This is a genomic window from Pseudoalteromonas luteoviolacea (genome assembly GCF_001750165.1).
Taxonomy (GTDB): domain Bacteria; phylum Pseudomonadota; class Gammaproteobacteria; order Enterobacterales; family Alteromonadaceae; genus Pseudoalteromonas; species Pseudoalteromonas luteoviolacea_G.
On record NZ_CP015411.1, the window covers coordinates 4,656,369 to 4,681,067 of the forward strand.

The window sequence follows — 24,699 nt, forward strand, 5'->3', positions numbered from 1 at the left end:
TGCACTTGGTTTTGGCTCGCTACCACATGACACTCACCACCATACATTGCAACGCATACGAGACATCTCGGCTGCATTACTGTTACTTATTCTGTTGTTTGGGTTGTGGTGATTACATCGAATTTTGCTTAGATGTGTCGGTAAATTCGCCCTTAATGCCAGCTAGACGTTGGGAGAGGAAAAAAATAAAGTGGGAGGCTAACTTGGCCTCCCAAAAAGTGGTCGCTGTGCTTTAAAGTCGCCCTTTATTCGCTCAGCAGCTGTTCTTCAATTAAGAAAGTAAGATTGTCTAAGTTAGGATCTTCGAAGAACGTGGCGGGCTCTATCTCAACAGCAAACTGCTGTTTGACCTTGGCCAACATTTGAATGGCTATCAGCGAGTCGCCGCCAAGCTCAAACAAATTATCAAAAATACCAATTTCGTCAAAACCTAAGAACTCACTCCAAATCGCTGCCAATTGCAGTTCAAGCTCGCTTTCTGGGGCTTCAAACTCGGTATCAAGATCTGGACGTTTGTGCCCTTTTGGCGCAGCAGATTTTGCCTGCATTAACTTTTCAGTCAGCTCTGCCACCTTATCTGCACGGGCCTGCCAAGACAGGCTTGCAGCATAAATTTGCGGCGCCTGCGATTGGCTAATACCATCCAATAAGGTTTTGGCCGCCAGCTCATCAATACCAAAGTCTTCACCGACACTGTGACCCGCTGCCATGCCGATATTAGCCCAAGCATCCCAATTCACCGATTGCACCAAAAATGGCTGAGGCTGCATCGCTACGGCATCAAGGTAACTGTTGGCAGCACAGTAATCACTCTGGCCTAGCGCGCCCAAAACTGACGCCAAAGATGAGCATAAAATCATCCGCTCTAGCTGATGTGACTTAAACGCAGCTAATAAATTATCTGTACCGCGGATTTTCGCTGCCATGCTGTGCGCTGCTTGCTCAGAGGTCATTTGAGCCAGCATGCCACCACCCGGTAAGCCTGCGGCGTGGATCACCTGAGTAATGCGGCCCAATGATTGCTCTGCATGACTAATGGCAACATTCAGACTCGCAATATCTAATACATCAGCAGTCACCACTGCAACGCGCGCACCAGCTTCTTGAAGTGCTTGCAGTGCGTGGATCTGACCTATCAGCTTGCTGTCGGTGTGCTCATCGACAAGCAAGGCAGGCCACTGCTCGCTGTCAGGGAATTCTGCGCGGGTTTGCAGCATCAAGGCATGACCTTGTGCAGCCAATAACTTAGCTAACACCAAGCCCACACCACCAAGACCCCCTGTGATAAAGGTCACTGGCGACGACGCAGTATTCGCCGCAATCTCTGTTTGCGGTAAGACCTGCTCAGTTAACACAAAGCGCTGACGACCTCGATAAGCAATTTCTTTTGCTTCATTGGCCATATCTGCAACCACTTGCGCCGCAATGTGTGACTGAGCGCTGTCGCGCTGCGCGGTGGTGATTTCTCGCAGCTGGCAATCAATAGCAGTTTGCTCCATGCCAATCACCCGCGTGATCCCAAGCGCTGTGGCCCTGTCCGCCGATATTTGCTCATCTCCTAATACGCTGAATAATTCACTGGCCACCACAGTCCACTGCAATGTGCCCTGACTCAATAGCCATTTGGCCAGCGGTAATAACTGCTGATAACCACACCCTGACTCATCAAGCAAACGACAATCCACAATGCGCGTAAAGCTCTGCTGCTCATAAAGCGCTGTTAATTGATTGGCGTCTTGACAATCCAAACGATATTGACCTTGCTCAAGGGAGACAAATTCATCCCCTTGCCATGCCACGATCACCTCTGCGCCTTTTGTTCTGAGTTCATTGGTCAGCTGCGACAGTATTGGCGCATCCGTCGCAATCACGAGTACCTTTTCACCGTTGAACTGGCTGAGCACAGAGATTGTATTCAATTGCTGCTGCCAAACTGGCGCTAATAATTCAGGGCCTGTGCTGTGTGCTTGTGTCGTCACTGGTGCTGTGCTGTGTGTCGCATCAATCCAATATTCAGTACTATCAAACTGATATGCCGGAAAGGCCATCTCTAACCCATGTGGATTCGATGACACCACAGACCAATCGATCGCCACACCCAATTGCCACAGTTTTGCCAGTGTTTTCACACAAGGTGGAATAGGCGCTTTTAAATCGCGCGCATGGGCAATGGAATTAAGCACCGTAATATCATCTGCAATCGACTGCTTGGCCAACTTTTGGAGCGTATCACCAGGGCCTGCCTCAACAAGTACATTGCACTTGGCTGCCAATGTTTTCACGCCATCAACAAAATTCACTGCTTGGCGAATATGGTCTAGCCAATACTGTGTTGAAGTCGCTTGCTCTGGCGAGATCCAAGTCCCTGTTACGTTTGACACAAATGGCGTTTGCGGTGCATTCAATTGCACAGTATTTAATACTTCAGCAAATTCACCCAACACAGGCTCAGTCAAATGGCTGTGGAAAGCGTGCGACACATGCAAACGCGTGACGCTGATATCGGCGGCTTTGAGCTCAGTTTGCAGCGCCTTAATGGCTTCTTTAGACCCCGCCACAACAGTGTTGGTCGGGCTATTACACGCTGCGATATCCAGTTGTGCATTTAAATACGGCTGTAAACTTGGCGCATCACTCATCACAGATAACATGGCACCCGGTGCCATTTTTTGTAGCGCTTCGCCGCGGGCCGTCACCAATTTCACAGCGGTATCTAAGCTCATCACCTCACTGAGACACGCAGCCACATATTCACCAATACTGTGACCAAGCATAGCCTCGATGTGTATGCCATGAGCCTGATAACATTTGGCCATGGCATAGGCGACGACAAATAAAGCAGGCTGAGTCACACGGGTTTGACCTAGCAACTGGTTGGCTGCCAAAAGCTCATCATCGTTGGGGGTAAATACGCGGCGTAATTCATCTTGCAAGGTGCTATCAAATAAAGCGATGACATCATCAAACTGGGCTTTAAATTCAGGCATATGTTCAAGCAAAGGCTTAGCCATGGTCACATACTGCGACCCTTGTCCTGAAAACATCAGCGCCACTTGCACAGCGCCCGCTTTATCGCCAGCGACATCACGAACTAGCAGTTGCTGCGCCTGCTCTGCGTTATCTACTACTAGGGCATGACGCACAGCCTGAGCGGTACGGTTATGCTGCGATTGTGCTGCGATAAGTGCTAAATCATCTGGATTTTGCTGTAATTTGATAACCAGCGCTTGGCGCTGGGCTTCCAGCGCTGACTGCGAGTTCGCAGACACAGGTAAAATGTGCCAAGGTGATGTATAACTGTGCTGCGTCTCATTTGCTCTGTATTCTTCTAAAATCACATGGGCATTGGTGCCGCCCATCCCCAGTGAACTCACCGCCGCTCGGCGCACTGAGTCACTTTCCCATGGAGTCAATGTGGTATTGACATAAAATGGGCTATTCGCAAAGTCGATTTTGCTGTTCAGTGGCTCACAGTGCAAACTGGGTGGTAGCGTTTTGTGACGCAGTGCTTGCACCGCTTTAATTAAACCGGTTACACCCGCCGCTGAATCAAGATGACCTATATTGGCTTTAATGGAACCGATGGCAATTTGCTGCTTGTCGCATTCTCCATAGGCGCGGCTCAGCGCAGCGATTTCGATCGGGTCGCCTAAGGTTGTGCCCGTGCCATGAGTTTCAATGTAGCCCACTGAGCTTGGCTCGATATCGGCAAATTCCAGTGCCGCTTCAATGGCACTCGCTTGTCCTGTGACACTTGGTGCGGTGTAACCGACCTTCTCTTTGCCATCGTTGTTGATTGCGGACCCTTTGATCACGGCCAGTATATGGTCGCCCGCTTCAATGGCATCTTCTACACGCTTCAGCACCACAGCGGCACTGCCGCTACCAATCAAAATGCCATCCGCCTGCTCACCAAATGCGCTCAGTTGGCCAGAGGGTGATAAACTGCCGCCAGTCGGCGCATGATAACCTTGCTCGTTGTTTAAATTTAACCACACACCACCAGCAAGGGCCGAGTCGCACTCATAGTTTTGCAGTGAACGACACGCCATGTGCACCGCCACCAAAGACGTTGAACATGCTGTTTGCACGGTCACCGCCGGACCCGTTAAATCCAACTCATAACTGATGCGCGTTGCCAATGAGTCTTTATCGTTACCATTGGTCAGTGCCAGTAAACTGGTGATATCTTGCTGTGAATCACCCAATAAGTTTTGCAATAAATACGCAGTCACACCGCAACCAGCGAATACACCGGTAAAATTACTGGTGTCAGTGGTAATCCCAGCATGTTCTAAGGCATGCCAACAGGTTTGCAAAAATACCCGTTGCTGTGGGTCAAGCTGCGCCGCTTCTTTAGGGGTATAGCCAAAAAATGCCGCGTCGAATTGCGCCATCCCCGCAAAAGGAATACCACGTTTAATGTAATCCGGATGCGCAAGGTCTTCATCGCTGACGCCCGCCGCCTTTAAGCTGTTGTCATCAAATGTTTTGACGGCGCAGTGGCCATCTCTGACATTTTGCCAAAGTTGATCAACATCATCGGCATCTGGAAAACGGCCAGCCATACCGACGATGGCAATATCTAGTTCGCTGTAATTACTCTCTGACATGATTAAGATTCTCTTGCTTTTCTTTTACGCGCGGCAATCGCGCCCATGCCGCGTTTTTGTTTCGCGCCACTTGGTTTTTTAGGGGTAACAGGGGCTGTATTTGACTGCGCACCGCCAAGCAATGTCGCCAAGCTGGCAATACTTGGATGCGCAAACAACTCTGTCATTTGTAAATTTGGATATTGAAGCTTTAACTCTTCATACACCGCCATCAGTAATAGCGAATGTCCGCCCACATCAAAAAAGTTGGCGTGACGATCGATATCTGGGGTTTTAAGGTGTTTTTGCCAGATCTCGGCAATGGCGCGCTCAGTGTCGTTTTGCGCAAGCTCCACGGCTTTTGCCACACGCTCAATTTTAGGCAGCTGATTGCGCTCCAACTTGCCGCTGGCGTTTACTGGCAGTGTTTCCAGCACCAGAATATCGCTAGGCACCATGTATGCAGGCATGCGCTCACCCAGCGCCCTTTTTAACTTATCGGCAAATCCTGCATCGCTGTATTTACCACTTTGAATATAAGCGATTAAACCCAACCCATGCGCTTGCTGCTCCGTCACCACAACCGCCATCTCTACATCAGGTAATTGGCTCAAGTGCTGCTCAATTTCACCTAGCTCAACACGAAAACCACGAATTTTCACCTGATGATCGTTGCGTCCGTGATACATCAAGGCCTCGCCTTGCCAGCTGACCATATCACCAGTGGCATACATACGCGCGCCATCGTCGCTAAATGGATCCGCAATAAAGCGTGTCGCTGTCATTTCCGGCTGTGCCCAGTAGCCACGCGCTAAAATATCACCACCTACAAACAACTGACCCACTTGACCATGGGGGACTGTCTCCAAGTTGTCATCAAGGATATACAGTTTGCGTCCGGCTAAAGCGTGACCCAGAGGGACTGACTGATTCTCTTGGCCATGCGCGGTAAAATCTTGGCAAGGGTGGATTGCCGCTTCGACGACGATTTCCGTCGGGCCATAGGTATTAAGTAGTCGTACCTGCGACAAACCTGTGTTTTGCCAGTCTTGAATACCCGCCACAGACATGGCCTCGCCGCCTGAGTGAACTTGTCTTAATTTAGGTAAGACCAATGCGGCTTGCTGCGCTTTACGCGCCCAACTGGCGCTGATACTGCGCCAATACGCAGCGCTTAAATCCATCACCGCTACATTATGCTTTTGTGCCTGCTGATAAAGGGTATCAGCATCCCACAAGGCATCGCCGCGCAGTAATACCGCAGCACCCACAGCCCATGTTGGGAAGAGCTGCTCAACAAACGCATCAAAGTTCGCTGTGGCAAATTGCAGCACGACATCATCCGCTTGTAAGTTGATAAACTGCTTGGCCGACTCGATATAACGAGACAATGCGCCTAACTCAATGGCAACGCCTTTGGCTTTGCCAGTCGAGCCAGAGGTATAATTGAGGTATGCGGTTTGCTGACAATGGCATGCTACTTCTGGCGCCCCCGTATTGAGATGGTGCTCTCCCAAAAGGATTTGTGGCGACAATAACATGCCGTCAAATGTGACCGTCAGTTCGGTGTCATCACTGAGTATGGCTTGGCAGCCACTGTCAGTGAGCATATGCTGCAACTTATCCGCTGGGAATTGCTTATCGAGCGGCAAATAAGCGGCCCCCGCTTTAAGACATGCCAACGTGCTTGCCAGCATCAGTGGCTTTCTGCTTTGCATCACACCAACGACAGATTCCGTGCTTAAGCCTTTTGCCACTAAGCCATGAGCTAGGCGGTTTGAGGTCAGCTCAAGCCACTCATAGCTATAGTGCTGATCGTTATAAATCACCGCAGTGCGCGCAGGCTCAGAGTGCGCAATCTCACTGATGGCATCTAACCAAGATGTATCCGGTAATGTTACCGCTGTGCCCTGACCTTGAGCGATCACCTGTGTTTTTTGCGTATGGGTCGCTAAATTGCCTATCGCTGTCGTCGGCTCAGCCACCGCATTGCGCAGTAAAGTATTGAAGGCAAGCACCACCGACTGCATATATTCGGCGTCAAATAGGGCTGCGTTATATTGGAACTCCAACAATAAGGCACCATCATTTAACAAACGCGAGTCTATGCTCAAATCAAACTGAGCTTGCGATTGCAGTGCCACCACTTTATCCACCGCAACGCCAGACAAGTCAAGCGCTTGCTGCACATCCTGCTCAAGGTGGTTAAACATCACCTGAAATAGCGGATTTTGCCCTAGGCTACGATCTGGGTTGAGTGTTTCAACTAATTTTTCAAACGGTAAATCCTGATTTTGTTGTGCCGCAATCACCTGCTCTTTGGTTGCCGCTAACACCTCAACAAAGCTTTGCTGTGCAGACAATGTATTGCGCTGAACCAGAGTATTGATGAAAAAACCCACCAAAGAATGCAACTCTGAATAGCGACGATTCGCCACCGGCACGCCAATGCGCGGCGTGTGTTTGCCAGCATAGCGGTAGAAAAACACCTGCAAGCTACTGAGCAATAACATGAATAAACTTGCACCATGGCGATGCGCAAGCGCTTGAAGCTGCTCAACTTCTTGATAAGACAGTTGTAGTGTTTGACTTTGCATCGGCGCAGGACCGTTAGGTTGCCTGACATGCTGTGGCGTAAGTAGCTCTTCATCATCACTGCCTTGCAACAATTGCTGCCAATACGAGAGCTGGCTATGCGCGTCGGCACTGGATAACCACTGCTGCTGCCAAGCGGCAAAATCACCATAATTAATCGTCTGCGGTATGCGGGCTAACGTCTTATTCTCCACAAGCAACTGATAAGAGTGGCTGATATTCGCAAGAATGAGATCAAAACTCCAAGCATCACTGGCGATATGGTGCATCACCAGCACCAATTCAAAGCGACCTTCTGCACGTTTTAACAGCGCAGCTCTCAAGTTTTCGCCTTTTTCCAGCGCAAATGGTTGCTGATAAAATGCCTCATTCCATGCTGTAATCTCCGTGTCAGACTGCCCAGTCACATCAAGCGACTGCCAGTTCAGCGGCTGCTCGGTTAAGCGCTGCTGCCATTGTCCGTCTTGATCTTTCACATACGCATGTCGCAAGGCGCCCTGCTGCTCTAACACCTGTTTAAGCGCAGTTTGTAAGTGCGTGTCGATGACATCCCCATGCAGCGTTAAGCTGGCACCAATATGATATGCGCTACTTGTAGGCTCAAGTTGCCATAAGAACAATTGCCTTTGTTGCTGTGCGCTCAGTGGATAAGCGGTTTGGGCCAGTGCAGGGATCGCCACTTGATGTGCTTTGGTGTTGATACTCTCTCGTACCAGTTGACAAAAATCAGTAAATTTATGCGCTGCAAACACCGCTGTCGGATCAATTTGGCACTCGCATGTCTCTTGTACCTTTGCCAGTAGCAAAGCGGCCTTAATCGAGCTGCCACCTAAAGCAAAAAAATCGGCATCATTGCTATTCACTGGATAGCGAAGCACCTCTTGCCACAACTCAGCTAAGGTATGTGTGAGGGTATCCCAGCCTTCCTGATCTTCACCGCCATGACTGATGGATAGCTGCTGCAATTGAGCTAGGTTAAATACCCCGTAGGTCGCCAGCTTTTCCTCATTAAGTAATTTCATGCACGCGCTGCGCTGTAATTTACCGCTGGAGGTTTTTGGCAATCCGCCTTGATCTAGTAGCACCACCAACTCAGGGCAATGACCAAATTGCTCAATGATAAAATCTCTGATAATTTTTGCGCTTTGTTGCGCTGGCACCTCATTGCGATACACATTGGCGGTTTCAATGGCAATACCTATGCCTTCACCGCTTTCTTCGCTCGGTACCGGAAATGCCGAGACGCGACCTTGACGCACAAAGCTGATGGCACCTTCAATTGCACGCTCAATATCTTGTGGATAGACATTGTGACCATTCATGATGATCAAATCTTTTTGGCGACCAGAAATGTAAAGTTGACCATCATGAATGTAACCAACATCCCCTGTGCGCAGCCAGCGCTTGCCTACGTGTTCAACAAATGTCTCTTGTGTGGCTTTATCATTGCGCCAATACCCCAGTGCAATACTTGGACCGCTCGCCCAGATCTCACCAATACCGCCCTCTGCAACTTCATCAAAACTAGCTGAGCAGGTTATGCGCACTTGGTGTTCACTGGCTGATACGCCACACCCCACCTGATGGCCATATTCTTCAGTGTCACGCGTATCTGCCACTTGCTGATACACCGCTTTACCCGATGCCAAGGCTTGATTATCAAATGCCTTAATGACCGCGCCCTGTGCAGGAATACTGCCAGTCACATATAAAGTGCCTTCGGCAAGACCATAACAGGGGTAAAGTGCCTTGCTATCAAAACCTTGCGCTGCATATTTGTTGGCAAAGTTCAGTAAGGTGTCGTGACGAATGGGCTCTGCACCGGAGAAAAACACCCGTAAACTGCTCAAGTCAATGTCTGCAATTTGCTTGTCTTTAATGCGCTCGATACACAGACGATAAGAAAAATCAGGGCCGCCACTGATGGTGGCGCGGTATTGGGAAATCAACTGTAGCCAGCGCGCTGGGCGTTCCATAAAATAACGCGGTGAACACAAGATCAATTTAAAACCGGTATATATCGGTTGTAGTAACCCGCCAATCAAGCCCATGTCATGGAACAGTGGCAACCAGCTAACTATGATATCATCGCGACTGTTCTCTAGGCCCTCAGCAATGGCTTTTTCATTGGCAATCAAGTTGCCATGACTGACCATTACCCCTTTGGGTTTTGCCGTTGAACCTGAGGTGTATTGTAAAAATGCAATGTCATCACTGCTGGCGGGGTAGCGCTCGACGTCTTCGATTTGCTCACAAAACTCGTCAATCACCAGCATTTTACTGCCATTTACTTGCTCAACCAATGCCTCAACTGTGGCAGTATAGCGTGCTGTTGTCAGCACAAGTGCCGCTTCTGAATCTTCTGCAATCCCCACAGTACGCGCAATATGCTGGGCTTTGGTCGATTCTGGCGGAAAGCTAGGAATGGCAGTCACACCTAAATACTGGCAAGCTAAAAAGCTGGTCACGTACTCAATGCCGGTATCCATCAAGATCAGCGCTCTGTCGCCTGCCACAACGTGATTTTTTAAATGGCTGGCCACCATTAAGCTCTGTGCATACAGCTCTCCATAGCTCCATGGTGTGTGTGCTTTTTTATCAACACATACCAGCGCCGTTTTGTCTGGCTGCTGCGCAACATGCTGCGCTAAATGATCCATGATGGTAATGGCGTTCATGATTTACTCCATGAGATATAACTAGCAATGCGCATCGTGTTTGGTGCTTTTACTGCTCACACTATGTCGAGAAAATGCTTAATGCGCTTAAGTAATTGAGTGTTGTATGGCGGGGTCCGCCTGATCGCAATATGAAGTGATAGCAGAGTCTACAAAGTCAGGATATGGCTTCGCCTAAATCACTGACTACCTGACTCACTCTCACTAATTGGCCTGAACTATTGCACCATGGCTTGGCGTAAGCTTAACGGGCGCATATCAGTCCAATGCGTTTTGATATGTTCAAGGCAAGTTGCTTTATCGCCACTCACACCTGTGTCTTGCCAGCCACCGGGTATCGTCTTGTAACTCGGCCATAAAGAGTATTGTTCTTCGTGGTTAATGATTACTTTAAAAGTGCCATTTTCGTTGTCAAAGCTCATCACATTTTTCCAAAAATTAGACTGTCGCCACTGTGACGCGCGACAGTCTAGGATTTTTAGTCTTTTTTCACGCTAAGTGTGATTTCACTGACTTTATTTTGCTTGATCTGTGCATCTGTGTACGGCAAATCAATCAACCCTTTGCCTGCTGCATAGTGCTCACTAGCATCAGAAAAGTGTGGTGAATTTGGATTATTACTCTGCGAGTAAGTCAATAGACCACGGGCTTGCGGACCGTGTTGATCGAAGCCAACCACCATCATCCAGCTAGAACCATAGTTGATTGGATAGCCGTCCGTGCTCAAGCCGGTGCTCACTGTCCAATTTTCGTTTAACACTTCTTTTAAAGGCGGCGCCAGTTGTGGTGCAAACGAAGTCAGATCCATTGCATTGGTTGTCGAATAGATATTAAAGCCACCACTGTTGTGCTCAGCACCTGGCCAAGGGATACGACGGTCACCCTTTTGCAAGTACTGCAACTCACCTAATGGCGCATCAATGGCGAAGCCTGCATTTTCAAGGTGCTTACTAGCGGCTAATAATTTAACCAAGGTCGCCTTATCAGCTTTAACAATACTTGGCGTGACTGCTGGGAATACAGGATTAAATTGCACGAGTAAGTTTTCATCTTCCAATAAGCTGAAGAACTCTTTTGCAAGCGGTGCAGACACAGAGTCTGCATTAAATTTGCCATCCCATTTTGCGAATGCACGACATGCTGGATCGACAGGCATACTTAAGGTGTCAGTTACTTTAAGCGTTTGGCCTGCATACAGTGCACACGCAGCCATCACCGTTGGTTTGTAAAGCTCAAACGACGCGCTGGTACCTGTGACAATGCTTTCTAATTCATTACGGTCAAATTTACCATCTGCACCACGGGCAAAACGCAGTAGGTTTAAGTTGTAACGCGTACGACGTGTTTGCTTATAATCAGTATGGCCATACAACGGCGAGTAGCCTGTCAGTTTTTCATTTAGGTTCGTCAACCAGTATGAGTTATTGGCATTTTGTACATAATCTTGACGGCGTAATTTAGGTGCACGCTCGTAAGGGACTTCTTGCTGGTAGACCAATGCACTGCTAGTACCCGGTAAAACAGCCATACGCGTGTTTTTATACACTTGTGAAATCACCGGATGCGAACGCAGCAGCTCTTCACCCATCGCAGGTAAATCAGGCACGTTAGAATCATCGATGTAGAACACTTCACCTTGATTGTCTGCCACAAGAGTATTGTTAAACGCCAAACCATCTAGCGTTTTAAAGGTATCGATGAACTCATCTAGGTTATTAGCGCGATTCATTGCCAACCAATGATCAATCCCTTCCAAGTTATTTAAATTGGTGTCGCGTACAACATAGGCATTTTTGTCATCCCACTTGAAGTTTTTCTGATCTTCAAGCACATAACCAATTGGCGTCGTGAAGTAGTCTTTCTTCATGGTGATCACGCCCATCGGCGTCAACACGTCAACGTTAACCTGTTTCTTCTCAATATCTTGCCACTGACCATCGAACTTATACTGCAGTGGATTAGCAGGGTTTAGCTCAAGCTGATAAATCACTTCATGACGTGCTGCTGAGTAAGTATGTGTCCAAGCAATATTTTGGTTAAAGCCAATATTCACGATACCTGGTACACCCACCACTGACGCACCCATGGTGCTAAAGTCACCTTCTACACTGGCGTGGTTAGCCCAAAATCTCAAATTACCATTAAATGGGAAATGTGGGTTTGCTAGTAATAAACCACGGCCATTGCTGGTCACTTCATGACCCAATGCCCAACCGTTTGAACCCTGCGTAAGTTGCTTTGGCTTATAATCCGTATTGCTGGCCATTAACCACGGCTGTGACGCTTCACTTTCTTGTTTGGCAATCACAGGGAGCCATTCTGTGCCTGTACCTGGATTTGCTTGAAGAATTTGTACCAGTAAACGACCTATGCTGTTTTGAACCGCAGACGCTAATACCGATGCAACCACATCTACGCCTTCAATCGGCTTAACCCATGCTTTGCCGTCACATGCTGGTGCCAAAGTCGCGTTGCCCAGATTGACATCTTGAAGGTACTGGTTATAACCCGCAGCAAACCCCTCTGCCAATGCGCGTGTATCCGCAGACAGGTTGGCATATTCGCGCTCAACTCGACCACGTAAGTCAATGATTTTATATCCTAAATCTAGGCTAACAAAAAAGTTATCTTGGCCGTTTTTATGTGGCCCAAGATACTTCGCACGTTCGCCTTTCACACGCACATACCCATCCGCCAAAATACACGCATGATCTTGTGCCTGCGCATACGCATTACCATAGCCTAAGCCGAATAGAGACTTTGCTTGAATATGCGGAATACCATGCTTGGTACGCGTGATCTTGACATCTTCGCTCAGATTCATGGACGCTGTGCTTGCCTGTGCGCCAATGTGGACACCAGACAAGGCAAAAGCAGCCAAAATAGGTACTAATGTAGATTTTAACTTCATAACTTTCCTTAAGTTCTTAAACACTGTTAAAAATTTAAACCCGTGCACTCAAGACGATACAAACCGTAAAAAACCAAAGAAAATAACAAGAATGTTTGTTGCAAAATAAGCAATTAAGGTTACAAAAAAGCACTTGTTTTTAACCCTTGGTTAATTTGCGTTTAATTAGCAAAACCACACAAAACACTTGACTGTTAATAGAAGATCAAAATAACATAATAGTGATAATAATTCGCATTATCTATTACGGATTAACTTTTAGGACAAATAGGAGTAAATGACAGTGCAGCTGTGCAACAAGTGGTCTAAGGTGATTGCTGAGAATGAAGCAAAATTACTGGCTTATTTGAATAATATCCTACGCTGCCCATATCTGGCCGAGGACGCCTTACAGGATACGTTTTTACGCTTATCTGGTATGTCAAAGTGCCAAGATTGCCAGGTTAAAAACACCAAAAGCTATTGCTATCAAGTTGCAAGAAACATTGCTATTGATATGATCCGAAAACAAAATCGAGAATCTTTGGTTGATTTGGAATCAATCCAAACAGAACAGTTCGACGATGAAAGCTCAAATATTGAAGACCGCTACATTGACGCGCAATTATCTGACAAAGTAAATAGCACCATAGGTAAGCTGTCTAAACGCCATCAAAATGTGGTGAGCTTTTATCGAGATGGCCGCTTAAAACAAAAAGAAATCGCCAAGATGTACCACATTTCACCAACGTTAGTGAACTTTATGATCAAAGAAGCCATTCAATCATGCCAAAATGAATTGCAGGCAGGTGCCGTTGTAGCGCACTAATCAGGTAAACCTAAAATACCTTTTACATTGAGCTTGGCGGCAATAAAGTCGCCATGAGATACGTACATCAGCCCCGCTAACTTGCGAACGGTGTAATCTTCCTGAGGGTCCAATTTGCCATCTGCAAATGCAACCATCCACAATAACTCAATCACTTCAATGCGCGCTTCTTCACTGGTATGGTCATTGACCACTTTAACAAAGCGATGCAAGTCAATCGCTTCATCAACTAACTGCTGCGCCTGATTACAAATCAGATCACTGCTATGCGCCGATAGCTGGCAATGCTGCTGCAATAACTGAGTTATCATCTTTAATTCATCAGGCGCAATATCATTATCGGCCCTCATCACCTCAACCATCAACGCACCTAAAGCGGTCGCAAAATCTACCTGCGTCTCTTGCTGAGGCTGAGCGTCTAATTTAGCCAAAAATAACCGAATACGTTCTAACAATTGTCGCCCCTTTTGATACAATTAACAGACAGATACCCTTTCAATGGTGCTATGTAAACATGCAATTTCGCACAACACTTAGAAACAAAATCGCTGTAAAAGTGCTGATATTAACGTCCTTAAGCTTGCTCAGTGCATGTAGCTTCACGCCAAATAAAATAGGTGTTCCTGAAAAATACTATGATTTTGACCATCAAATTCATTACGAACAAATCAAGTATAACGATGACCACTATTATTTACAGATAAAAGCGGATTCTTACGAGCATTTTTCGCAACAAAGTATTTTTTTACTGCGCCATAGTCAATCCCTATGCCGTGGCGACCAACCACAGATATTGTTGCATGGTGGTGTACAAAAGTTTGACCGTTTACCGCTTTACCCTCGCCCTTATCAACCTGATTTGAGAGCTGAAGTAAAGTGTATAAAAGAAGTAAATAGTGCGTCAAAAACCAGCACTAAACAATAAAGCGCTGGTTTAAAAACCTCATTAGTCTTTATATCCCCAAGGTGCTTTTGGTGCTTTAACTGGTTTAGTTAAGTCAAAATCAACTCTAAACTCACGTCCTTGACGGATCAAGCGGTAAGTGAACTTGTCATCATAGATGAACATCTGCCATGTATTACCCATTGATTGTGGAATAGCATGCTTAATGAATAGCTCTTTTGAATATTGATCAGCTGGGAACGATTGCACATTGTCAAAACCCGCATCGACAGTGTGACCACCATACATAGTCGATTTATCATCACTGCCATCCTTATGACGGTGGTCGTGCTTAAGGCTCAGACCACTACCAGTTTTTGTAATGATCCAAGTGCGTGACGCATCTTTACCAACATGAAATGGAACTTGCAACTCACGTTCGTTACAACGACGAACATGCATCACCAACCGCTCTTCGCTAAATGCGCTAGGGCCCTGATTATCTAATGTCACTTTGCCTTCATATGCTTTACCACAATGCGCTTTAATTTTATCAAAAAAAGCATCATGAGTTGGGATAGAGACAAGTGGCGCTGGACGGGCAAAAGCGGCACTACTGGCAAACACAGTTGCAGCAGCCAATAGAGAAGCTGAAAACTTATTCATCGATATGTTCCTAAATATGAAAAGCCAAAGACTAAAACGCCTTTGGCATAATGGCAAAAAAATGCGATGGTTAGCCAGCGATCGAAATGATCATTGCCACGGCCTAGCAGCTTGTAACTTTTGCTCAAAGGCATCAATATGATGATTTAGCTGCTCTGTTTCTCCGATAAAATCCAAACCGCTGAGCAATCTAGCCTTTATATCTGGGCGAACGTCAAAAGAAATATCCGCAAAATACTCACTACATATCAACTGATTTTCCAGATCAATCTCAATGTGCACCTGGGGATGTACGTCACACACTGCAAATAAATCATCCAGCACCTCTGGCGATAATGCAATGCAAAGCATCTGATTGTTGCCACAATTATTGAAAAAGATATCCGCAAAACTCTCAGCCAAGATAACACTAAAACCATATTGCTTAAGTGCCCAAGGTGCATGCTCACGAGATGAACCACAACCAAAGTTATCACGGGTTAACAGCACGGTTGCGCCTTGATATCGTTCAAAGTTTAAAACGAATGCCGGATCTGGCTCGCCACTATCGAGATATCTCCAATCATAAAAAAGTGCTTTATCAAAGCCATCACGACTTGTCGAAGTGAGAAACTGTTTAGGGATGATTTGGTCTGTATCGACATTATTTTTATCTAATGGCGCCATTAATCCACTATGATATTTACTCATCTCTGCGCTCCTCTAATATCAGTAAATCGACCTGCAATTGCGGCCGCCGCTGCCATTGCGGGACTGACTAAATGGGTGCGCCCACCACGACCTTGACGCCCTTCAAAATTACGATTAGAAGTGGATGCACAGCGCTTGCCTGAACCTAATCTATCGTCATTCATGGCCAAACACATTGAGCAACCAGGCTCACGCCATTCAAATCCAGCCGCCATAAATATATCAGCCAGCCCTTCTTGTTCAGCCTGCTGTTTGACTAAACCAGAACCGGGCACTATTAACGCTTCTACACCTTGTGCCACTTTCTTTCCTTCCACAATTTTTGCCGCGGCACGTAAATCTTCAATACGGCTATTAGTACAAGAGCCAATAAATACAGTATCAACCGTGGCATCAGATAATCGCTGTCCAGCTTCTAATCCCATATAACGCAGTGCCGAACGCATAGAGTCTGCTTTAATCAGGTCTTGTTCTTCATCAGGGTTTGGAATGGGCTCATCGATACCTATTACTTGTTCAGGACTGGTACCCCACGTCACTTGAGGTTGAATGTCTTCTGCCTCCATTTCAACTACCCGATCAAACTGCGCACCATCATCCGAATGCAGCGTTTTCCAATAAGCAACGGCTTGCTTAAAATCTTCACCTTTTGGCGCAAAGGGACGCCCTTCAAGATACGCATAGGTTATTTCATCAGGTGCAATCAACCCTGCTTTTGCCCCCATTTCTATGCTCATATTACATAACGTCATACGTGATTCCATCGACAATGCCTCTATGGCTGTGCCGCAAAACTCTGCAACATAGCCGGTACCACCTGCGGTACCTAGCTCACCGATCACCGCCATGATTAAGTCTTTTGCAGTCACCGTTGGGCGAAGTAACCCATTGATCTGAATTTTAAGCGCCTTGGCTTTTTTCTGCTGCAGTGTCTGCGTTGCCAGCACATGCTCAACTTCTGAAGTGCCAATACCATGTGCTAATGCCCCAAAAGCACCATGCGTAGAAGTATGGCTGTCACCACATACTATGGTTGTGCCAGGCAATGTGATCCCTTGTTCGGGGCCCATCACATGTACAATCCCCTGATTAATAGATTCCAAATCATACAGCTGGACACCAAATTCAGCACAATTATTTGACAGCGCTTGAAGCTGATTTTTACTCACTTCACTGGCCGCATCAATTGAGCGACTTTTGGTAGATACGTTATGGTCCATCGTTGCAAAAGTTTTTTCAGGGCAACGTACTGGACGGTTTTTCTCTCGTAGGCCTGCAAATGCTTGCGGGGACGTCACCTCATGCACTAAATGCCTGTCGATATACAGTAAATCAGTCTGTTCATTAATTTGCGCAACCGCATGAGATTGCCAAATTTTATCGTATAAAGTCTGTGCCACTTGCTACATCCTTCCTTTAAAAACGAGTCTTAAATACGATCAACGATCGCTTGGGCAACATCTTGCGTGGTATAACCACCCTGTGGATAAATATCTGGCGTGCCCACCCCTTGTGCCACAGCCTCTGCGACGGCTTTTTCAATGCGTCTGGCTGCCTCATCTTCACCCAGCGAATAACGTAACATTAAAGCTGCACTTAAGATTTGTGCAATTGGATTTGCAATGCCCTTTCCTGCAATATCGGGCGCCGAGCCACCAGCAGGCTCATACAAACCAAACCCTGACTGATTTAAACTCGCTGACGGTAATAACCCCATAGAGCCGGTGATCATGGCGCACTCATCAGACAATATATCGCCAAATAAATTGTCACATAAAAGCACATCAAATTGACTCGGTTGCTTCACCAATTGCATGGCTGCGTTATCAATATAAATATGCTCTAGCGTTACATCAGGATAATCTTGACTCACTTCAATAACTACCTCGCGCCATAGCACACTAGAAGCGAGTACATTAGATTTATCAACCGATGTAACATGGTTACGACGTAAACGCGCTGCATCAAAAGCAAATCGTGCAATACGCTCAATTTCTTTACGGCTGTACTTTTGTGTATCAAAAGCAAATTCATTTTCGCCACTGCCTTGACGACCCTTTTCACCAAAATAAATACCGCCGGTCAGCTCTCGTACACACAAAATATCAAACCCTTGTGCACTGATATCTTCACGCAGGGGAGATGCAGCGCTCAGAGCGGGTAAAAGCTGTGCAGGCCTTAAATTACAAAACAAACCGAAGTGCTTTCTTAGCGGTAATAGTGACGCGCGCTCAGGCTGTTGTTCTGGTGGCAAATCGGCCCATTTTGGCCCACCCACTGAGCCAAATAAAATCGCATCCGCTTGCTCGCACGTTGATAGCGTATGAGCTGGCAGTGCTTCACCAAATTCATCGATTGCAGCACCACCGATAGCTTGATGAACCAAATTTAATTTAAACGCAAATTCTTCGCTAACGCGCTCAAGCACTCGTTGGGCAGCAGCCATAACTTCTGGTCCTATGCCATCGCCTGCCAAGACTGCGACTTGATAACTTTTTTGATTCATCCTGCTTTCCTTTGTTGTTTTAGATCTGACACTTTGCGCGCCCTATCAATTAAGTTGTAAACGCGGATCATGGCTCGAGCCGATGCTTCAACAACATCTGCCGCAAGACCCGCACCGTGATACTGACGACCATCACATTTTGCAATGATATTAACTTGGCCAAGTGAGTTGGCCCCTTGACCTGTGGCTTCAAGGTTATATTCGATCATCTCAACTGCCTGACCTGTGATACGCTCTATCGCTAAAAATGCAGCCTCAACAGGACCATTACCTGTCGCGGCTTCCTGAACGAGTTCGCCACCAAGGCTCATGCCCACCGTTGCACTGGCAATGGATTGAGAGTTAGAGGACGCGTTGACAAATTGCAGTTGGTAAAACTCGTCTTGTTCGGCGATTTTATTGAAATAAATCATGGCTTCTAGGTCATAGTCATACACTGTGCCTTTCTGATCGGCGAGCTCTAAAAAGCTGTTATACAACTGGTCCATATCATAATCTTCAGCTTGATAACCCAGCTCAGAGAGGCGATGTTCAATAACGTGTCGACCAGAGCGCGAGGTCATATTAAGTTGATTATTTGGCACACCGACCATTTCCGGCGCCATAATTTCATAGGTATTTTGTGCTTTTAGAACACCGTCTTGGTGAATGCCAGAACTGTGCGCAAACGCATTTTCACCCACAATGGCCTTATTTGGCTGTACTGGCATATTACAAATTGTCGATACTTGACGAGACGCTCGATAAATCTCTTCACTGCGAATATCCGTATGAACTTTTAAATGGTCTTCACGCATTTTCATGATCATCGCCACTTCTTCCAATGAACAGTTCCCTGCGCGCTCCCCAATCCCATTAATAGTACATTCAATCTGTCTTGCCCCCGCTTGCACAGCGGCAATGGAATTTGAAACTGCTAACCCTAGGTCATTGTGGCAATGCACACTCAGTCTCGCTTTATCAATATTTGGGACGTTGTTGCGTAAGTGATGAATAATGGCTGAAAACTCATCAGGTGTGGTGTAGCCAACAGTGTCGGGAATATTAATCGTTGTGGCACCAGCTCCGATAGCGCGCTCAACCACTTTGCATAAATCAGCATAGGGCGTGCGACCAGCATCCTCACAGGAAAACTCAACATCATCGGTATACTTTAAAGCTTGTCTTATCGAACGCTCAGCCATCTCAATTACGTCATCTAAGGACTTACGTAATTTATGCTCTAAATGCAGCGGGCTAGTTGCAATAAATGTATGAATGCGGGGTCTTTGTGCCCCCTGCAATGCCAATCCACACGCTTCAATGTCCTTTGGCATTGCACGGGCCAAGCCACATATCACAGGCCCCTTTACTTCATGTGCGATACGCTGAACGGATCTAAAATCAGCAGGACTCGACACTGGAAAGCCCACTTCCATCACATCGACGTTCAGTCGACTTATAGTATGCGCCAACTGAATCTTATCTTCTTCTGTCAAGCTCGCTTTCAGTGCTTGCTCGCCATCCCTTAACGTTGTATCAAAAATCCAAACCTTGTCCTGCATTCCTATTTCCTCGCTCGCGCAAAAAAAAACCCCGCTCGTTGGCGGGGTTTGCTATTTGGTTGCTCATAAACGCAACTAAGCCCCGCCCTTATCTAAATTAATCAGTAAGAGGTTAAGCAAAGTTGTCAGTAACATGATGTTTTTCATTGTGAGCAATCGTACCTGTTGATGTATTAATTATGTTTTAACACGTCTAAAAAGCTCAGATCAAGCATAAAAACTTCAATTAATAGTAATTAACACCTACCAAACAAAACAAAAACACCAAAAAAAAGACAGATAAGGGAAATATAATGCAGACAACAACCGATTTACCTTATGTCTTAATGCAATTTTTGCTGATGACTAAATTAAATATTAAGCGTAAAAAAACCGCCGAAGAGGGCGGTTTTTTCATTTTTATTTTCGCCTACGCAAGGCAAAACAAAATAAGCCAAATAAGCTCACGAAACCCCAGCTTCCTCCCCCATCATTTTGGTCAGGGTTTTTATTAGGCGTCTCGCTTTTTCCGTCATCTGGATCTGTGCCACCATCACCGGGGTCCTTATTACCATCACCAGGGTCCGTGTTATCATTTTGTTCTGCAACAATGACGTCAACTTCAAGTGACCGCACAATCGTCTGCTCCCACAGCGCATTCAAAGTCATTGTATAAGCGCCCGCATCACTAAATACATGTTCTAATATTGGACCGCTTGATGCATCTCCAAGTGACTGACCATCTACATACCATTGATATCTAATCGCCTCCAATGGTTCACTCGTGACTAGCTGTGCAGTAAGCTCAAATTGCGCTTTTTCAGTGATTAGCTGAGGTACAATGATGTCTAATTCAATAATCTTTGGGGTGATTAAATCAACCACTTGCTCACTAACATTAATTAAGACACCATTTTGATACGCTTCTCTTGTAACTGTATAAATACCAGCCGTTTCATATTGGTGTTCAGGCTCAGCAAGGTGTGAATATGTACCATCTCCAAAATCCCAAAAATATCCGGTACTTTCGCTTGCTAAAATCAACTGAGGACTTAGACAGCATAAAACTGCCAACACATTCCTTATTTTCCCATCCATGAATCAATTCCAACTTTAAAATTTAAATATGACACTATGCCACTGTATACATAATACACAAAAATCAATACCAGTAACACAGTACCCTATGACTAATACATATGTATTAATTACAAATCTAATGACCACTAGGTATAATGAAAATTAACCGATAACTGGGCTTATTAACTTCAATACCTGTATAAGTCATGCTTCCTTCCATAATACCGAATTTAAATATAATTTAACACTTTATACATATATCATTTTTTTTATAAACTTTTATTTACTTCCCAGAGCTTTTACTTTAGCATCTTAAATAGTTCAATTATTAGACAACTTGAAATGCCAGAAGGAAACGGCTTTTGATGTTTTTAAAGCTTAACGGAACATGACTGTTTGGCATTTTACGCATTAAATTCACACAAGGAGATAAAAATGCGCATTAGTGGTTTCCCATTCGCATTGGGGATGGTAAGTCTATCTATTATAGGTGCGAGCGGCATTCAAGCAGCTGAATTAAAGCCTATAATCAATCAGGAGCACTTATGGGGTTCACAGCCTTCAAGCTCAGTGCTCAAACCCACTTATTTTACTTCGAACAATGAAAGCGTACCAACAACTAAAAATACGTCCGACGCTTTAGAGCACCGCCTTGTCAAAGTAAAAGGCGAAAAAACAAAATATGAACATTATCAAACCTACTTTAACGGTTACCCTGTTGTAGATGGACAATTTGTTCTCATTAAAAATGATGACGAAATCATTCAAGGTTTAGGTCAAATTCTCTCCTTGAATAAATCTAGCCAGTTTGTTGGTAATGATATTTTTCAGTTCACTGAACAACGCATCAAAACACAGCTTGCATCGGTATTAAAAACAGCTGAGGATTTTTCTTTCTCAAAAGTATATAAAGTGTGGAAAGGTAGTCTTATTCCTGCATTTTCTGTTCGCGTAACGCATAATAACAAAATAGAAGAACAGCTATTACATGCCGTAACATTGCAGGTATTAGATAAGAAGAGTGCTGTTGATAAACTCACCCCGACAAATGCAGAGTATGTTGCTGCCGGTGGTATTGGAGGCAATGAAAAACTCGGTGCAATCTGCTACTCACCAAGTCCATCAAGTATGACGAATTGCCTTGCCTATCAATTTGATCAATATACCAACGCAAGTACAGAGCTGGTTTTCGAGGATACGACAGTAGACACACCTCTGATCTTCAATGAATTTGGCGGCTACCCTTTTATTGTCAAAAAAGAAGGCAATCAATGCTTCTTTGAAAATCAATATGTTAAAACGATTGACTACCCAGTCGATCAGGAAGCTGCATTTTCATTTGATTGCAGCACCAGCACAGAACACTTTAATAAAACTCAAATAGATGATTTTTATTGGTATAACTTTAGCTACTCAGGATTAAACGACGCGCATTTTTATGGTGGTTTAGTCATGCAGTATTATCACAAGCTCTTCGCCGATCTTTACCCAAGTCTTAACAATGATTGTAGTTATTCTGGTTATTGTATCAAGCAATTGATGCAACGCGTAAGCAACGATTCTTTGGGATCAGCTCAAGCATTTTGGGATGATACCTATACAAATTACGGCACCGGAGATGGTGGGGCAACCAGTTACGCTCATACAACTCTCAGTCTGATCGCACACGAGTCTGCACATGCGATAACCTATTGGAATAGTGGGCTTGCTGGCAATGGCGAAGCTGGCGCATTCAATGAAGCGTTTTCAGATATAGCAAGTATCGCTGCGCTAAGTTATCTGCAAGCAGGCGTAAGTGGTAGCTATACAAACTCAAAAGCATTCTTAGATCAAACATCAGATAATAGTCATGCCTTAAAAGATAGAAAGTGGTGGTATGGCTGGGATGTTTTCTATTCAGATGTTGCAGGTAGACATTTTGCTCTGCCTTCTGCTGATGGAAAGGGGTTAGATCACCTCTCTATGCTTACACCAGGTGAGTCACATTACAATATTGCGGGCCTATTTAGAAAAGCATTTTATGAGCTAGTTAAGTCAAAAAACTGGTCTGTAGAAGAGGCATTTAAGCTATTTATCAAAGCCAATGTCGACTGTCTACCAAGCAATGCCAGCCTTGCTGATGCCTCATTCTGCTTAGTTTCTCAAGCGTCGAGCTTCAATGCCAACCGCACATCAGCACAAGCTAAAAATGATGTAGATAACGTATTGGTGTCTGTTGGTCTGGTGGCACAGAACTCAAATAAATCTACTTTCGATTTAGATATTTTCACGCAATATGACGAGATAGCATTCGACTTAACAACAATCCCTGCCAATGAAATCGCACAAATTGATATCAACTGGGGAGATGGTACCTCTGACTCTTGGTCAAGCGACAGTGGACATGCAATTCAACCTTATTTAACGCGAAAACAAGCAGTCGCAGTCGATGCACTCAATCTATTTGAGCTTACTGTGACTAAACACAACAGCTCGCAACTTTATGCTGGTCGCCACTATTTTAGTAAAGCCTATAATGGTTGTGCTCCTGACATTAATAGCGCTAATACCTTATTGCCGACAAATGTAAGCTTAAACGATACACCTGTGGTATTAACTGCGCAAAGTTACCAGTCTGTTACCTCTGACACAGCCGTTTTAAACCGTGGCACACAAAACATATTGTTTGTAGGCCAAAACCTGAACGGTCAATCAGTCTCAGTGCTCTTTGACAGTAACCACGATGGTATTTTCAGTCCAGAAGAAGCTCTCACTCAAAATGCCACTGTGTCCAATGGGCAAATTACATTTAACATTGACAGCCAAGTGAGACTAGGGAAGTCTATATTAAGGCTTGCAATAGGCAGTAACTATGACCACTTTACAACATGTGGCTATTTAAGCAGTGGGCAAGTCGTCGACTTCCAAGTGAAAACAGAGCAGCCACCTATTCCAATTTCCGCTGGATTTGACTATACAATCCTAGACGGTAATAAAGTGAAATTCACTAATACCACTACACTGGATGATACAAGAAACCCAGCCTATCATTGGGACTTTGGATTTGACACGCCAACCAGCGACCGTAAAAATCCTGCGGACGTACAATACCCAGATGCCACCGAAAGTTACAATGTGACGCTCACTGTAAATTATCAGGATGGTTCTGGCGAATCAGATACGGTTAGTAAACAGATCAATATTACTGCACAACCACCGGGGTCCGATCTATGTTCGGTAAGCCGCTTAGCACCATCATATGAAAACGCTTTATACATTGATGAACTGTCACTTTCTACGGACTGGAATAACCTAACCTATATTGATGGTTCACAAGGCTCAAACGCTTCTGGATATGGTGCGCATGTTATTGATGCCTCTTTCCCACAACAGCGTGAACTGACGGTCAATATGCTCTCTAATGTCATTCCTAAATCGACTGCCCAAACATTGATTGCTGACACGGAAAATAATGTACGCTTCACAATTTGGCTAGACGCAGATGAAAATGGCTGGCTTAAGAGCAAAGAGGCCAACTTCTCTAATTCAAGAAGTAACTATCTACTTGATTGTAATGTCGATGACACCTGTCGAATCAAAGTAAGCCACACTCTGAGATTGCCATCTATCGGCTGGGTCCCTAAACGCTTTACGCTCAGGGCTAAGCTCGAAGAATATCCACTTTATAATCGTAAATCAGACGGGTGTAAAAACTTCTATGACGGGGAAGTTGCAGACGTCAATTTTAAAGTTCGCGTGTTCTAACTTGTAATCCGCACGCACCTTTT

General features: G+C 45.4%; 14 protein-coding genes. 3 read left to right on the plus strand and 11 right to left on the minus strand.

Translation table 11 applies throughout. From position 1 onward, the window contains the following. Positions 1-245: 245 nt before the first annotated feature. The 4 genes from S4054249_RS19840 to S4054249_RS19855 all read right to left on the minus strand — a co-directional run bounded on the left by S4054249_RS19840 (position 246) and on the right by S4054249_RS19855 (position 12,776). Positions 246-4,613 (minus strand): type I polyketide synthase, encoded by a 4,368-nt coding sequence (locus tag S4054249_RS19840; RefSeq protein WP_063881495.1) that lies wholly within the window; start codon positions 4,611-4,613, stop codon positions 246-248. Positions 4,614-4,615: 2 nt separating this feature from the next. Continuing rightward, positions 4,616-9,865, minus strand: a complete 5,250-nt coding sequence (locus S4054249_RS19845) for a non-ribosomal peptide synthetase (protein ID WP_046354581.1) — start codon at positions 9,863-9,865, stop codon at positions 4,616-4,618. Between the two features lie 218 nt (positions 9,866-10,083). Further along, positions 10,084-10,287, minus strand: a complete 204-nt coding sequence (locus S4054249_RS19850; protein ID WP_046354580.1) for an MbtH family protein — start codon at positions 10,285-10,287, stop codon at positions 10,084-10,086. A 56-nt stretch (positions 10,288-10,343) separates the two neighbouring features. Further along, the gene (locus S4054249_RS19855) at positions 10,344-12,776 is read right to left on the minus strand and encodes a penicillin acylase family protein (RefSeq protein WP_046354579.1); all 2,433 of its coding nucleotides are present in this window, start codon (positions 12,774-12,776) and stop codon (positions 10,344-10,346) included. 277 nt (positions 12,777-13,053) lie between these two features. On the opposite strand from S4054249_RS19855, the gene S4054249_RS19860 reads away from it, so the two are divergent. Next, complete coding sequence (locus S4054249_RS19860) at positions 13,054-13,584, plus strand: RNA polymerase sigma factor (protein ID WP_046354578.1); 531 nt, start codon at positions 13,054-13,056, stop codon at positions 13,582-13,584. Here the strand turns inward: S4054249_RS19860 and S4054249_RS19865 are convergent. Next, positions 13,581-14,039, minus strand: a complete 459-nt coding sequence (locus S4054249_RS19865; RefSeq protein ID WP_046354577.1) for a TerB family tellurite resistance protein — start codon at positions 14,037-14,039, stop codon at positions 13,581-13,583. The two genes, S4054249_RS19860 and S4054249_RS19865, sit on opposite strands and share 4 nt — an antisense overlap. Positions 14,040-14,098: 59 nt before the next feature. On the opposite strand from S4054249_RS19865, the gene S4054249_RS19870 reads away from it, so the two are divergent. Continuing rightward, a complete protein-coding gene (locus S4054249_RS19870) occupies positions 14,099-14,509 on the plus strand; it encodes a hypothetical protein (RefSeq protein WP_046354576.1) in 411 nt (136 codons plus the stop codon). 21 nt (positions 14,510-14,530) lie between these two features. On the opposite strand, the gene S4054249_RS19875 is transcribed toward S4054249_RS19870, so the two are convergent. The 6 genes from S4054249_RS19875 to S4054249_RS19900 form a co-directional block, all read right to left on the minus strand. Further along, entirely contained in the window at positions 14,531-15,133 is a 603-nt protein-coding gene (locus S4054249_RS19875) for a hypothetical protein (protein ID WP_046354575.1), read from the minus strand. Positions 15,134-15,223: 90 nt separating this feature from the next. Further along, on the minus strand, positions 15,224-15,823 hold the full coding sequence (gene leuD / locus S4054249_RS19880) for a 3-isopropylmalate dehydratase small subunit (protein WP_046354574.1): 600 nt from the start codon (positions 15,821-15,823) through the stop codon (positions 15,224-15,226). Continuing rightward, positions 15,820-17,223, minus strand: coding sequence for a 3-isopropylmalate dehydratase large subunit (gene leuC, locus S4054249_RS19885; protein ID WP_046354573.1), 1,404 nt, complete (start codon positions 17,221-17,223; stop codon positions 15,820-15,822). Before leuC ends, leuD begins: the two co-directional genes overlap by 4 nt. Positions 17,224-17,252: 29 nt before the next feature. After that, positions 17,253-18,329, minus strand: a complete 1,077-nt coding sequence (gene leuB / locus S4054249_RS19890) for a 3-isopropylmalate dehydrogenase (protein WP_046354572.1) — start codon at positions 18,327-18,329, stop codon at positions 17,253-17,255. After that, positions 18,326-19,873, minus strand: a complete 1,548-nt coding sequence (gene leuA / locus S4054249_RS19895) for a 2-isopropylmalate synthase (RefSeq protein WP_046354571.1) — start codon at positions 19,871-19,873, stop codon at positions 18,326-18,328. Before leuA ends, leuB begins: the two co-directional genes overlap by 4 nt. Positions 19,874-20,272: 399 nt before the next feature. Next, entirely contained in the window at positions 20,273-20,950 is a 678-nt protein-coding gene (locus S4054249_RS19900) for a PKD domain-containing protein (RefSeq protein ID WP_046354570.1), read from the minus strand. A 417-nt stretch (positions 20,951-21,367) separates the two neighbouring features. On the opposite strand from S4054249_RS19900, the gene S4054249_RS19905 reads away from it, so the two are divergent. Further along, positions 21,368-24,676 (plus strand): GEVED domain-containing protein, encoded by a 3,309-nt coding sequence (locus S4054249_RS19905; protein ID WP_046354569.1) that lies wholly within the window; start codon positions 21,368-21,370, stop codon positions 24,674-24,676. Positions 24,677-24,699: the final 23 nt, after the last annotated feature.